This is a genomic window from Tahibacter caeni (assembly GCF_024609805.1).
Classification (GTDB): domain Bacteria; phylum Pseudomonadota; class Gammaproteobacteria; order Xanthomonadales; family Rhodanobacteraceae; genus Tahibacter; species Tahibacter caeni.
Genome location: NZ_JANFVR010000109.1, coordinates 1 through 14,454, shown reverse-complemented (window position 1 = coordinate 14,454; position 14,454 = coordinate 1). Strand labels below are relative to the sequence as shown.

Below are 14,454 nucleotides of genomic sequence, written 5' to 3'. Positions count from 1 at the left end.
CACGCGCATCGCGAGCAGTACCTCGGCACCGCGCAGCGGCCGCCGGCGGCCGCGCTGCCGGCCGTGCACCGCTCCGACTACGATCTGCCGCAGCCGCAGGCGGCGCTGCCCGCGCGGCCGTCGAGTCCGGCCGGTCTCAAGGCCGCCTGCGACGGCGCACAGTTCGCGAGCCTGAGCGGCAGCGCGCTCGTGTCCGCGGTCAAGGCCGCCGACACGGCATGCATCAACAGCCTGTTCGGCCTGACCGGGGGCACCGCGGCCGGTACGTTCCGCGAAGCACAGATGGTCAGCATCGCCGGCGCCCTGCAGAGCGCCGCGGCGGGCTACGACGGCAGCAACGCCGGCCGCGTGCTGCAGCTGATCCTGTTCCTGCGCGCCGGCTACTACGTGCAGTACTACGATCCGGCCACGGTGGGCAGCTACGGCGCGAACCTGCGTAACGCGATACGCCCGGCGCTCGACGCGTTCGCGGCCAACGCGAACTTCAACCGCGTCGACGACGCGCACGGCGAAGTGCTGGCCGAATACGTGACCCTGCTCGACAGCGCCGGCGAGAACGCGCGTTATCTCTACGTGGTCAAGCGCCTGCTCGGCAACTATGCGCCGGCCGCGTATGCGCCGTACTTCTGGATGAAGTCGGCGACGAACAACGCGTTCACGGTCGTGTTCCGCGGCCACTACGACGCGGCATTCGTGAGCCTCGTGCAGTCCGACACCTCGATCGTCGACACGCTGTACAACTTCGCAAACACGCATTTCGCGCGGCTCGGCCACGACGACGGCTATCTCGTGGCCAATGCGGGCCGCGAACTCGGCCGCTTCCTGCAGTACGGCGGCAGCCTGCAGAGCCTGGCGCGCTCGCGCGCCAGGAGCCTGCTCGACCGCAGCGCGGTGACCGGCGCGACCGCGCCGCTCTGGGTCGGCCTCGGCGAAATGGTCGACTACTACGACAAGGCCAACTGCAGCTACTACGGCCTCTGCGATTTCCAGCAGCGGCTGTCCGCCGCCGTGCTGCCGATCAGCCATCAGTGCAGTGCCACCCTGCGCCTGCGCGCGCAGTCCATGAGCCAGGCCGAGATCGACAGCGCCTGCAGCACGGTCGCCGGGCTCGACGGCTACTTCCATGCGCTGGTCGCGAGCAACCGCGTGCCGGTCGCGAACGACAACAACACGGCGCTCGAAATGGTCGTGTTCGACAGCAGCGACGACTACGGCACCTATGCCGGCGCGCTGTTCGGCATCGACACCAACAACGGCGGCATGTACCTCGAAGGCGATCCGGCCGCGGCCGGCAACCAGGCGCGCTTCATCGCCTACGAGGCCGAGTGGCTGCGGCCGGCCTTCGAGATCTGGAACCTGACCCACGAGTATGTGCACTACCTCGACGGCCGCTACGACATGTACGGCGACTTCTCGGCCGCGATGGCGCAGAAGACCGTCTGGTGGGTCGAAGGCTTCGCCGAATACGTGTCCTACGGCTACCGCAATCTCGCCTACGCCGCGGCGATCAGCGAAGCGGCCGCCGGCACCTATGCGCTGAGCACAATATTCCAGAACGACTACGACAGCGGCACGACGCGCGTCTATCGCTGGGGCTATCTGGCCGTACGCTTCCTGTTCGAGAAGCATCGCGGCAACGTCACGAGCATCCTCGCCTATTTCCGTCCCGGCAACTACACCGGCTACGCCAGCTTCATGAACGGCATCGGCACGCGCTACGACAGCGAATTCCGCACCTTCCTCGCCTGCGTCGCGAATCCGGCCGGCAGCGGCTGCGGCGGCGCGACGAACCAGCCGCCGACGGCGAGCTTCAGCTTCGTCGCGAACGGACTGGCCGTGAGCTTCAGCGACGGATCGAGCGACATCGACGGCAGCATCGTCGCGCGCAGCTGGAACTTCGGCGACGGCACTACGTCGACGGCGACGAATCCGGGCAAGACCTATGCGGCCGGCGGCAGCTACACGGTCAGCCTGAACGTGACCGACGACCGCGGCGCGAGCCGGAGCGCGACGCGCACGGTCGTCGTGACCGCACCGGCCGGCGGCACCGAACTGCAGAACGGCGTGGCGCGCACGGGCCTCGCCGCGGCGCAGAACGGCAAGCTGTATTTCACGATCGACGTGCCGGCCGGTGCGACGAATCTGAACGTCAGCCTCAGCGGCGGCAGCGGCGACGCCGACCTCTATCTGCGCTACGCGAGCGCGCCGACGACGAGCGCCTACGACTGCCGGCCGTATCTCGGCGGCAACAACGAGACCTGCACGGTCGCCGCGCCGCAGGCCGGCCGCTACCACGTGATGCTGAACGGCTATTCGGCGTTCGCCGGCGCGAGTCTCGTCGCGAGCTTCACGCCGCCGGCGGGACTGCCCGAATGCAGCGCGGCCGACACGCGCGAACTCGGCAGGAACTGCCGGCGCAGCAACGTCGCCGCGGCGCAGGGCGGCTACGCCTATTTCTACCTGCAGATCCCGGCCGGCACGAGCCAGCTGCGCATCCGCGTCAGCGGCGGCAGCGGCAATGCCGACCTCTATGCGAACGCGAGCGGTTGGGCGACGAGCGGCAGCTACCAGCAACGCTCGGTCAATGCCGGCAACGAGGAAATGTTGACGATCGCGAATCCGCCGGCCGGCTACTACTACGTGAGCCTGCTCGCGGCGACGGGCTTCGGCGGCGTGAGCATCAGCACGGAGTACTGAGGCCGACGTCGGCAGTGCTGCTCCCAGGCCGCGCTGCGATGACCACCTCGGCCAGACGCTGCACGTCGGGTCGCCCGGTCCGTCGGGTGCGAAGAGTGATCGGAACCCGCGGTTCCGATCACTCTTCGCAGTCTCGACTCCAGGAGACGCGGAAGCGCGGCAAGCTGCGGCGCCGGCTGCAACGGCCGACGCCGACGGCTCATTGCGCGCCGTTGGACGCTCCTTCTTTCACCTCCGCGGCAGCGCCTGGCGCCACGGCGCCCGGGATCGCCGCGCGGCGTTCATCCTCGGCCTGCTTGCCGAGTTCGCGCGCGAGATCGGCGTCGCCGGCGTGGAGCACGCCTTCGCGCAGCGCCGCTCCCAGGGCCGCACGCGGCGCGACGACGACTTCGGCGGTCTGGTCCTCGCTGTCGAGCAGCAGCATACGCCGCTCGCTGCCGCGGTCTCGCAGCACCGCATTGGCCAGGCGCAGCGCCGCGTCGACGTCGTACCAGTCGCCGAAATCCTGCGCATCCACGCTCCAGCGCTTGCCGTCGGCGTAGGCATTCAGCCGGTAGCGGCCGTTTTCGGTGTCGGGCTCGGGCGCGATCTCCTCGAACACGACGCCGGCCAGATCGCCGGCCGCCGCCGCGCCGAGTTCGCGCAGCAGCCCGTCGTGCTCGTTCGGAAACGAACTGGTCTCCACATCGAACCAGACCAGCAGGCCGGCCGCGCGCAACACGGATTCGGGGCGCTTTTCGCCGGGCTCCAGCTGCGACCAGTCCACGGCCAGCGGCGCGAAGCCGAGATCCTGCAGGCGCGCGCGCTGCGCAGCGAGTTCGGCCGACGGCGCTTTGCCTTTTTCCGCCGCTGCGCTCGCGACCGGTACTGCGGGCGCCGTCGCGAGCGCTTCGGGCAGCGCCATCGGACGCACGCGCACGCCGGGCACGATCTTCGCGGGCGGCGCCGGCGCGGCCGGCGCCGCTGGCGCGCGTGGCGCCTCCGACGGGCGATCGCAGCCGGCCAGCGTCGCGACGAGGAACAGCAGGACCGCAGGCAGCAGTGGGCGGCGCATCGGAGGCTCCCGGGCAAAGACGCCTATGCTAGCCAAATGCCGCGGCCTGCCGAGCCTGCCGCGGCCTCGCGTATCATGCGCGCCCGCTCCGCTGCCGACCTCATGCCCGCCGATTCCGCCGCTGCGTCAACCTTGATCGTCGTCGGCGGAGGCCCGGCCGGGCTCATGGCCGCCGAGGCCGCGCGCGCGGCCGGCGTCGCCGTCGCGCTGTACGACGCGATGGGCTCGGTCGGCCGCAAGTTCCTGATCGCCGGCAAGGGCGGCCTGAACCTGACGCACTCCGAACCGTTCGCCGATTTCGTCGCGCGCTTCGGCGCGCGCGCCGGCGCCGTGCGCGACTGGCTGCGTGTGTTCGATGCCGACGCCGTGCGCGCCTGGGCCCGCGGCCTCGGCGTGGAAACCTTCGTCGGCAGCTCGGGCCGCGTGTTCCCGCAGGACCTCAAGGCCGCGCCGCTGCTGCGCGGCTGGGTGCGCCGCCTGCGCGAACAGGGCGTGCAGTTCCACGTCAACCGGCGCTTCGTCGGCTGGGACGCGAACGGACATCTGCGCTTCGCCGATCGCGACGGCGCCGAACAAACCGTAGCCGCCGCGGCCTGCGTGCTCGCGCTCGGCGGCGCGAGCTGGCCCGTGCTCGGTTCCGACGGCGCCTGGGTCGCGCCGCTGGCCGCGCGCGGCGTCGACATCGCCGCGCTGCAGCCGGCCAACTGCGGCTTCGACGCGGACTGGTCGGCGCATTTCGCGCAGCGTCACGCCGGCGCGCCGCTGAAACCGGTCAGCGTGCACTGGCGGCGCGGCGACGGCCGCGACGAAACGCGCCAGGGCGAATTCGTGATCACCGCCGGCGGCGTCGAAGGCAGCCTGATCTATGCGGCGTCGGCCGACCTGCGCGAGACGATCGCGCGCGACGGCGAGGCCGTGATCCGGCTCGATCTCGCGCCGGCGACGGAGCCCGCCGAACTGCAGCGCGCGCTGACCAGGCCGCGCGGCAAGCGTTCGTTCGGCGAACACCTGCGCCGGCAGGCGGGGATCGACGGCGTCAAGGCCGGGCTGATCTACGAGGTGCTCGACAAGACCGCGCTGGCCGATGCCGCGCTCGTCGCGCGCACGATCAAGTCGCTGCCGCTGCGCCTGCGCCGCCCGCGCCCGGTCGCCGAAGCGATCAGCACGGCCGGCGGCGTGCGGCTCGAAGCACTGACCGCGCAGCTCATGCTGCGCGCATTGCCCGGCACGTTCTGCGCCGGCGAGATGCTCGACTGGGAAGCGCCGACGGGCGGCTACCTGCTGACTGCGAGCATGGCCAGCGGCCTGGTGGCCGGCCGCGCCGCCGCGCAGTGGTTGCGCGATCGCGCGTGACGGCGCGTCGTCGCGGCACGCGCACGCGCAGTTGCCGGCGACCTCGAAGGACGAACCGGACCATCGAAACCTTCGCACCGAGAAGCTTCCGCGCCGTCCGGATCGCCCCCGCTCGTCGCCGTCGTTGAAAAATTCAGCATTTTTTTCATCAGCCGCGCCGGCCCGCGTCGCCGAGACGGCCGCAGCATTGCCTCGAAACCGCGGCGCTGCGGTTCGCCCTGCGGGCTTGCCGGCAAACCCGCGGTCGCCCCTCGTGCGGAGCGGCGCGGCCGCACGCTTTCGCGACCCGGTTTCGGTTACGACGACTTACGTTGTCATTTCCGGCCGAGGCCGTCCTTGCCGCCTCACGGCCGGCTCAGCACGCTGCCGCGGCGCGAGGCTTCGCAGGATTTTCCATTAGATAGGCCGTAAAACTCGCGTATCGGCTCAGCTCATCGACCGAAGCCCATGCCACACTTGATTCTCCATTTTCCGCATTGCAACAGAACTGCAGTTCTGTGAAACGCCTCGCAAGTCCTTTTCGTGCAATTGTTGACAACGTTGTCAGTCACGCGCACTGTACGCCCCGCGTCGGGCCGACGGCGAGAAGCCGTCGACACGGAAGTCGCCGCAAGATGCGGCGCGTCGCCGGCAAGGCTGCCGGCCTGGATCACGCTCCGACGCGGCGGCGAAGACCGCGCATCCGGCGCCCTGCCCTGCGGCAGCGCGCACCAGGGAAGGAATCGTCGACGACGGAACCGGCCGGGAACCGGTTCCCAGGCGGCAGTGCGGGGGCACTGACCACGGACACGGATGCGGCAACGGGTTTCGCCCCAGTCGATATGTCCGGGGAGGGCATGTCGTCGCTGCCGTTGCGTCCGGAAGCCCTCCGGCGGCGACGGCGGTCCTGCCGTTCGCGGCGATTCCGCGGAATCGCCGCCGTGCCGCGGTCCCTGAAGCCGCCGGCATGCCGACAGACCGCCGCCGTCAGTCAACGCAGGCTCGCCGCTCCCCGGTTTCGCTCTCCGCACTCACTCGCAACGGAGTCAAGGACATGCGCTTCCGATCGGCTTTCAACCATCTGCTCGTTGTTGCACTTTCCACACTGTCGTGGACCGCGACGGTCCAGGCCGCCGACTGCTCCGGCGTCGCCGCCTGGAATCCGGCCACGATCTACAATCCGGGCGACAAGCTCGTCTACGACAATCACCTGTATCAGGCCAACGTACCGATCTGGAACGCCGCGCCGACGTATTGCACGAGCTGCGGCTGGTACAGCGACCTCGGCACCTGCGGCACCGGCGGCGGCGACACGACCGCGCCCAGCGTGCCGGCCAATCTCGCCTCCCCGTCCAAGACCAGCACGTCGGTCACCCTGACCTGGTCGGCCTCCACCGACAACGCCGGCGGCAGCGGCGTGGCCGGCTACGACGTCTACCGCGGCACGACCCTCGTCGGCAGCCCGACCGCGACGACGTACACCGACGGCGGCCTGACCGCGAACACGACCTACAGCTACCGCGTGCGGGCGCGCGACGCGGCCAACAACGCCTCGGCCCAGTCCGCGGCGATCTCGGTGACGACCAATCCGAGCGGCGGTACCTGCACGACCGTGCCCTCGGTGCCGGCCGGCCTGACCTCGCCGAGCCAGACCACGAACAGCATCAGCCTGAGCTGGGGCAACGTCGCCGCGGGTCCGAACTGCACGATCAAGTACCGCGTGTTCCGCGGCGGCGCGCAGCAGGGCGAAGTCGCGACGAACAGCTTCACGAACAGCGGCCTGAACCCGGACACGGCCTACAGCTTCAGCGTGGCCGCGGTCAGCGAGGCCGGCGCGTCGGCGCAGAGCGCGGCGATCAGCGCGCGCACCCGGCCCGTCATCGTCGGCGGCGCGAAGACCGTGCTCGGCTACTTCGTGCAGTGGGGCATCTACGGTCGCGGCTATCGCGTCAAGAACATCGACACGAGCAACAGCGCGGCGAAGCTGACCCACATCAACTACGCGTTCGGCAACGTGCGCAACAACCGCTGCGAAGTCGGCCTGACGATTCCGTCGGATCCGAACACCGGCGCCGGCGGCGACGCATTCGCCGACTACACCAAGGCGTTCAGCGCGGCCGAGAGCGTCAGCGGCACCGCCGACACCTGGGACCAGCCGCTGCGCGGCAACTGGAACCAGCTCAAGCAGCTCAAGGCCAAGTATCCGAACATCAAGGTGCTGATCTCGCTCGGCGGCTGGACCTGGTCGCGCGGCTTCTCGAGCGCGGCGCGGCCGGAGAACCGCCAGGCTTTCGTCGCGTCGTGCATCGACGCCTACATCCGCGGCAACCTGCCGGTCACCGACGGCGCCGGCGGCGCGGGCGCGGCGGCCGGCGTGTTCGACGGCATCGATCTCGACTGGGAATATCCGGTCGCCTGCGGCCTGTCCTGCGGCTCGCCCGAGGACAACGCGAACTTCACCGCGCTGCTGGCCGAGTTCCGCCGCCAGCTCGACGCCGTACGTCCGGGCCTGCTGCTGACGATCGCCGCGGGCGCCGGCGTGGACAAGATCCGCGTGACCGATCCGGCCAGCTATCACCAGTACCTCGATTTCATCAACGTGATGACCTACGACTTCCACGGCGCCTGGGATCCGCAGACCAACCATCACTCGGCGCTGTACGGCTCGCCGGCCGATCCGTCCACGGGCGACCAGCGTTCGTACAACTCCAACGATGCGATCCAGGCCTTCCGCAGCCGCGGCGTGCCGGCGTCCAAGCTCAACCTCGGCATCGGCTTCTACGGCCGCGGCTGGACCAATGTGTCCTCGGCCAACAACGGCCTGTACCAGAGCGGCAGCGCGGCGCCGGGCACCTATGAAGCCGGCATCGAGGACTACAAGGTGCTCAAGACCAAGTCCGGCAGCCACTACACCGACGCGACCGCGCGCGCGCACTGGCTGCTCAGCGGCAACCAGTTCTGGAGCTATGACGATCCGTCGCTGGTGTTCGAGAAGATGCAGTACGTCAAGAACCAGAATCTCGGCGGCGCCTTCTTCTGGGAGTTCAGCGGCGACGATGCGCAGGGCTCGCTGGCCCAGGCGATCAGGGACGGACTGCAGTAGTCGGCCGTCGCGATCCCGTAAGTAAAGCCTGCTGAAAACGTAACGGAGAGCCGGCGACGGCTCTCCGTTTTTCATTTCTTCGCTTCCACTTCATCTGTGGGCGGCACATCGTCGTGCAGAGCCGAACGTTCCGCGACGCTCGAGCGCCCTGGATGGAGCGAACCGAAGCAAGGCGAGACGCGGCAGGTTCGGCGACGAAGGCTCCGCATCCGGCGCACCGGCGCGCACCCGGCGTCCGCTCAACTGCCGATGTCGAACCCGTCGACGAACACGCGATCGATGACGCGGATCAGTCCGCGCATGCCGCTGCCCAGGTCGCCGTGCTGCTCGCAGTAGTAGCCGATGTCGCCGAGCCGCGTGAACTGCAGGCCGCTGCTCCAGGGCTGCGCGCTCGGTGCGGTGTTGGTATTGCAGTTGACCGAGCAGCGGAAGCGGTTGTCGTCGGCGACGACGTTGTGCAGTCCGCCGCCGTTGCGGAACACGATGCGGTCGTACTGGTGGATAACCAGCGTCGCCGGCGTGAAGGTCATGTCGGGATTCGCGACGACCTCGAACGTGCGCGCCGCAGCCGCGCCGCTTGCGGCGAGACCTGCCGCGAGCGCGACGCGGCTAGCCGAGGAAGCGCAGATTGCTCGCATCGAAGCGGTGCAGGTTCGGGAAGATGTCGCCGATGTCGGTGGCGCCGACGCCGAACCAGGCCGCGAGGGTCGCCGCATACTGGTCGACCGACGTCGTCGGGATGATCTGGCCGTAGCCGGTGTCGTCGGGATTCGCGTTCGGATCGGCCTCGGTGCCCTGCACCAGCGACGGCATGCGTCCGTAGAAGCGCGCGCCGCGCACGGCGCCGCCGAGCACGAAGTGATGCCCGCCCCAGCCGTGATCGGTGCCGTCGCCGTTGACGGCGAGCGATCGGCCGAAGTCCGAGGCAGTGAACGTCGTCACCTGCGTGCCGGTGCCGAGTTCTCCCATCGCCGCCTGGAACGCAGCGAGCGCCTGGGCGAGCTCGGCGAGATTGGACTGCTGCGTGTCGATCTGGTCGTCGTGGGTGTCGTAGTCGCCGGTGGACACGTAGAACACCTGCCGGCTCATGCCCAGCGCCGCGCGCACGCCGATCAGGCGCGCGACCATGCGCAGCTGTGCGCCGAGGTCGCTGTCGGGAAAGACCGTGGCGAGCGGCGGCGCGCTGTCGAGCGCGGCGCTGACGATCTCGTAGTTGTCGATCGCGCGCGCATGGCTGCGCGCGTATTCGCGCTCGAGCACGTGCGCCTGCGTGCCCTCGGCGATCAACGCGCGGTAGGCCGCCGCGCCGCCGGGGTTGTCGCCCATGATCCACGATTCGGCGCCGTCGCCGAGGTAGCTCATCTTGTCGACGCCCGACGCGTCCATCGCATACGGATTGACGATTGCGGCGCGCAGGTAGCGGTTCTCGTTGGCGAGCGAAATGCTCATCGGCGCAAGGCCGACGTTGCTCTCGTACAGCAGGTCGGCGATGCGGCCGCCCCAGCCGTCGGCGTTCGCGTCGTCGGGCCGCCCGGTCTGCCAGCAGGTCGTCTGATCGTCGTGCGAGAACAGCTGCGGCGGAACCGGCACGGTGCCGGCCTGGTATTGCGCCTGCGTCACCGGCTGCAGCAGGGTTCCGACGTTCGCGACGACCGCCATCTTTCCGTCGTTGAACAGCGCGCGCAGCGGCGCGAGCGACGGATGCAGGCCGTAGCTGCCGCCGTCGCTCGGCAATCCGCCGGGCAGGCCGCCGGCGGCCGGCAGCGCGACGAGGCCCTGCGCCTGGACCGCCGCCTGCTCCAGCGCGAGTCCGCCGGCGGAAACCAGGCCGTTGCGCGACTGGCGGTACGCCGCGTACTGCGTCGCGCTGTACGGCACGATGCTGTTGAAGCTGTCGTTGCCGCCGCTCAGGTAGACGCAGACCAGCGCCTTGTAGTCGCCGAACGCGTAGCGATGCTGGTTCGCCGCCGCGGCCAGCACGTTGAGGTTGCCGAACGCCGAACAGAGGCCGGCGCCTCCGAAGGCGGCGAGGCTGCGGCGCAGGAATCGGCGTCGGTTCGCGTTCATGCCTTCCTCACTTCTGCACCGAGTATTCGGGCGAATTCATGATCAGGTACAGGGCGTTCTGCACGCGCACGCGGCCGAGCGCGGCGCCGTAGTCGGCGCTGGTCAGTCCCTGCAGTTGCGCCAGCACGGTCGCGCGCATGAACGGCGACATCTGCCCGGACAGGAACAGCAGGTCGTAGCGGTCGAGCAGCGCGGCGGGATTGCTCGCCGCGAGCGGCGCGTCGCGCGCGAGGTTCATCTGCAAAGTCTCGGCGGCGTCGCTGTCGTAGCAGCGGTCGCTGCCGGTGTAGTAGCAGAACAGTTCGTAGAACAGCCGGTTCGGCGTCGACACCGCGAGCGAGTCCGACAGGATCTGGAACTCCGGCGCGCGCAGCCCGCGCGTGCGGATCTCGCCCGGCGGCGCGTAGTCGGGCTTGAAGAAATTGAACACGGTCTGCGAACGCAGCGGCGCCTCGCCGAGGCGCAGTTCCAGCGGCGGCCAGGTGCTCAGGTTGCCGACGCGCCCGTTGCCCGAGCGCGCGTCCATCGCGCGCCACAGGTGCGTGAGTTTCAGCAGCGGCTCGCGCAGCCGTCCGTAGCTGTCGGGTCGCTGCAGATAGCCGCTGCGCGCCTCCACGTCGAGCAGGATCGCGCGCAGCACGGCCTTCATGTCGCCGCGCACGCCCTGCCCGTTGTCCGCGAATTTCGCCGCGACGCGGCCGACGTAGGCCGGCGTCGGATTGCTCGTGACGAGATTCTGAATCAGCCGCCGCGCGATGAACGGGCCGACGTTCGGATGATCGACGATGTTGCCCAGCGCCGCGTCGAGCTCCGCGGTCGCGCTGCCGCCGTGCGCGAGCACGCCGCCGGGCAGGCTCGCGCCGGCATAGTTCAGCAGCTGCTTGTCGTGCGCGGTGTCGTGGAACGCCTCGACCGGCTGCATGGGCTGCTGCCACGGCGCTTCGTCGCGGTTGCCGGGGCCGCACCAGAAATACGTCTCTTCGTCGCAGCAGGTATACGTCGCCGGTCCGCAGCCGAAGTTGCTCCAGTTCCAGCCCGTGAATACCGCGGCGAAGCCGCGCACCGCGGCCTGGCCGTAGGTCGGCACGGGCTGGCCGTTCTGCAGCAGCGGCGTGCCGTCGGCGTTGAGCTTCACGAGTCCGACCGAGAACAGCTGCAGTACCTCGCGCGCGAAGTTCTCGTCCGGGTGGATGTTCTGCCCGTCGTCCTCCTTCTGGTTCTGCAGCATGTTGAGATAGATGCCCATCGCCGGATGCAGGGTCACGGCGCGCAGCAGGTCGCGGAAGTTGCCGAACGCCTGCGTGGCGAGCATGTCCTGGTAGCTCGCGAGCGCCCAGGGCTGGTAGTTCAGCGTGCCGTTCGCGTTCGAGACGACGAAGATCTGGCTCAGCGCGAACGCGACGCGCTGGCGCAGCAGATCGGTCGGCACGCGCTGCGCGCGGCTCGGGTCCGGCAGCGCGGCCGCGTTGATCGCCCAGATTTCCAGGCGGGCGTCGTCGGTGACGTCGCCGTCGGGCTGGTTCGCGATCCAGTCCAGATACGGCTCGCTCGTCGACACGGGCTCGGCGAACTGCTGCTCCAGCCAGGCGCGATAGCCGAGGCTGCGCAGCCGCGCGATCTCCGCCGTCGTCGGTCCGAACGTGGCCTGCGCGAGGAAGCGCGCCGCGTCGCCGTCGCGCCGCGGCCCCTGGTCCGGCGCCTCGAACGCGTCGGTCCAGATCGCGTCGGGCCGGTGCCCGGTTGTCTGCGCGAACGCGGCCGCCGCCGCGAACAGGCCAGCGAGCAGACCGAGCCATTGCCGTGCCGCACCTGCCATGTTCCTTCCCCGTGGACCGCCGCGGCGCAAGCCTACGGCGAGCCGGGCCCGTCGATTCATGACCGGTGCCGCAACTTGCGACGCGGAACGTTGCGGCGCGCCGGTCGACCGTCGGGAACGGTCGCGGCGCGCGACGCGCGGCTTACTGCTGGAAGCCGTTCGCGAAGATGCGGTCGGTGACGACGGCGAGGCTCCAGACGCCGCGGCCCAGGGTGCCGGCGATCAGCTGGCCCGAACTCGCGACGTAGCGCAGGTCGAACACGAGCACGTCGGGCAGGCCGCTGCCGAGCAGGCTCCAGCTGCCGGAATTGGCCGCCGCGTAGTAGACGCCCGAGCGCGTGCCGAGCGCGACGCCGTCGCCGAACGCGCTGGGGATGAATTCGATCGTGCGGAAGTCCTGCGAGCTGACCGCGCCGAGATTGCCGGTCACGTCCTGCCAGCTCGTGCCGCCGTTGACCGAGCGGAACACCTGGTTGTCGTCGATCGCGAACACTAGCTGCGAATCGTCCGGATCCATCGCGACGTCGGTGACCGTGGCCGCGCCCGACGGCAGCGCCGCGGTCGCCACGAACGACGCGCCCTGGCGCCGGAACACCGCCGCGCCCTTGCCGACGTAGGCCGCGTCTGGATCGTTGGCCGCGCCGTAGGCCATCGCGTTGCGGTTCGCGCCCGGCGTGCCGAGCGAGGTGAACGTCGGCGTGCCGGTCGCGATGTTGGTCGACTCGTAGAGCGTGTTCGTGCCGCCGACGAGCATGCGCGTCGACGTCGTCGCATTGAGCTCCACCGGCGTGACGAACTGCGGGTCGGCGATGGCCGGCAGCGCGAGATTGCCGACGACGGCGTTGGCTGCGCTGTATTGCGTGCGGCGGAAGCCGCCGCTGTTCTGCGAGCTGATGTAGCGGTAGCTGCCGGCGATGCCGAGCGTGTCGTCGTCGATGGCCGCGTCGCCGCCGTCGCCGCCGTTGATCATGGTCCAGCGCGGATTGGCCGCGGCCTGCTGCATGTGCGTGCCGTTGTCCTGCGTGCCGATCATGATGACGTTCGCGACGCGGTCGTGGGCGAGATCGTGCACTTCGGTCACCGCGAGATTGCCGATCACCGACGACCAGGTGCCGGTCGTGCCCGGCGTGCTGCGCCGGTAGATGCCGCCGTCGTCGGATTCGAGCAGGGCGCCGTTCGCGTCGAAGGCCATCGCGCGGCTGTCCGCATGCGGCGAGGTGCCGCCGGCGCCGCTGCCGTGGATGATCGCAAACTGGCTGCCGGCCGCGAGCGACGCATCGCCGCGGACCGTGTTGCCGGTGAACGGGCTCGCGGTGATGCGGTCGCCGCCGAGGTAGACGAGGTTCGCGTTGGACGGATCGGCCGCGATCGAGGTGTTCACGTTGCCCTGCGCGCCCGGATGAATCGAGGGCACGTCCATCGGCGTCCAGGTCGCGCCAAGATTCGTCGAGCGCACGACGCCGGCGAGCACGTTGCTGTTGACGATGGCCGCGAACACGACGTTGGACGGACCGACGGCCAGGCGGATCGCGCCGGTCGCGCTGCTGAGGTTCGCGATGCCGGCGGTGACGTCGTTCCAGGTCGCGCCGCCGTCGTCGCTGCGCAGCACCTTCGGCGCGCTGCCGCGCACGGCGATGTAGAGCTGGTTCGCGTTCGTGCGATTGCCGACGAGATCGAAGATGCCGCCGGTCGGCAGGCCGCCCGTGCCCGAGGCCAGCCCGAACGTCGAACCGGTGTTCGTGCTGCGGAACAGGCCGCCCGTCGTCGATGCGGCGAGCAGGGTCGGACCGCGCGCGGCCACGGCGATGATCTTCTGGCCGAGCAGGGTCGAGCCGCCGTGCAGGGTCCAGCTCGCGCCGCCGTTGGTCGTGCGGTAGACCCCGAGCTCGTCGTCGCCGCGCTGGGCGAAGTTGCTGAAGCGGCCGATGCCGGCGATCAGGGTCTGGTTCGTTCCGTCGGTCGGATCGAACGCGATCGCGCCGATCGACTGCGACGGCAGGTTGTCGGTCTGCGGCGTCCAGGTCGGCCGCGCCGCCGTGGCGTTCGTCGTCTTCCAGATGCCGCCGTTGACCGCACCGACGTAGAGGATGTCGGCATTGCCCGGATGCGCCGCGATCGCGTGGATCGCGCCGGACACTTCGTTGTCCGGCGGCACGGCGACCTGCGCCGACTGGGTCGGCGACGGGCCGAGCGCGACCCAGGTCTCGGCGGCGACGGCCCGGCCGGCCGGACGTTCCGGCGGCATCTTCTGCGGCCGCTGTTCGGCCGGATCGACCGGTTCCATGTCGCCGCCGGCTTCACCGTCGGCGTCGTCCTCGGCCGCTTCGTTCCCGGGGGCTTCGCGGCCGGCGGGGACGAGGCTCCCGGCCGGCGCCGCGGCGGCCG

At 70.0% G+C, this 14,454-nt stretch carries 8 protein-coding genes and 1 pseudogene; 4 read left to right on the top strand and 5 right to left on the bottom strand.

The annotated features are described in order from the left end of the window. The coding region (locus NON22_RS11470; protein WP_257387069.1) for a collagenase at positions 1–2,697 on the top strand (2,697 nt) is incomplete at its 5' end. Between the two features lie 199 nt (positions 2,698–2,896). Here the strand turns inward: NON22_RS11470 and NON22_RS11465 are convergent. Beyond that, the gene (locus NON22_RS11465) at positions 2,897–3,751 is read right to left on the bottom strand and encodes a hypothetical protein (RefSeq protein WP_257387068.1); all 855 of its coding nucleotides are present in this window, start codon (positions 3,749–3,751) and stop codon (positions 2,897–2,899) included. A 102-nt stretch (positions 3,752–3,853) separates the two neighbouring features. Here NON22_RS11465 and NON22_RS11460 point away from each other — a divergent pair, with 102 nt between their 5' ends. From NON22_RS11460 to NON22_RS24815, 3 genes and pseudogenes are all read left to right on the top strand, one after another. After that, the gene (locus tag NON22_RS11460) at positions 3,854–5,104 is read left to right on the top strand and encodes a TIGR03862 family flavoprotein (RefSeq protein WP_257387067.1); all 1,251 of its coding nucleotides are present in this window, start codon (positions 3,854–3,856) and stop codon (positions 5,102–5,104) included. 946 nt (positions 5,105–6,050) lie between these two features. Continuing rightward, a pseudogene (locus tag NON22_RS24985) lies at positions 6,051–6,644 on the top strand (fibronectin type III domain-containing protein); the annotation flags it as partial. A 15-nt stretch (positions 6,645–6,659) separates the two neighbouring features. Continuing rightward, entirely contained in the window at positions 6,660–8,186 is a 1,527-nt protein-coding gene (locus tag NON22_RS24815; protein WP_425507969.1) for a glycoside hydrolase family 18 protein, read from the top strand. A gap of 239 nt (positions 8,187–8,425) precedes the next feature. Here NON22_RS24815 and NON22_RS11450 read toward each other — a convergent pair whose 3' ends face one another. The 4 genes from NON22_RS11450 to NON22_RS11435 all read right to left on the bottom strand — a co-directional run. Further along, on the bottom strand, positions 8,426–8,824 hold the full coding sequence (locus NON22_RS11450; RefSeq protein WP_257387066.1) for a cupredoxin domain-containing protein: 399 nt from the start codon (positions 8,822–8,824) through the stop codon (positions 8,426–8,428). Next, entirely contained in the window at positions 8,796–10,253 is a 1,458-nt protein-coding gene (locus tag NON22_RS11445) for a DUF1501 domain-containing protein (RefSeq protein WP_257387065.1), read from the bottom strand. The genes NON22_RS11450 and NON22_RS11445 overlap by 29 nt, the downstream gene beginning before the upstream one ends. 7 nt (positions 10,254–10,260) lie before the next feature. Further along, on the bottom strand, positions 10,261–12,069 hold the full coding sequence (locus tag NON22_RS11440; RefSeq protein ID WP_257387064.1) for a DUF1800 domain-containing protein: 1,809 nt from the start codon (positions 12,067–12,069) through the stop codon (positions 10,261–10,263). A 142-nt stretch (positions 12,070–12,211) separates the two neighbouring features. Next, positions 12,212–14,454, bottom strand: a 2,243-nt coding sequence (locus NON22_RS11435; RefSeq protein WP_257387063.1) for a hypothetical protein, incomplete at its 5' end; no start/stop codon positions are given.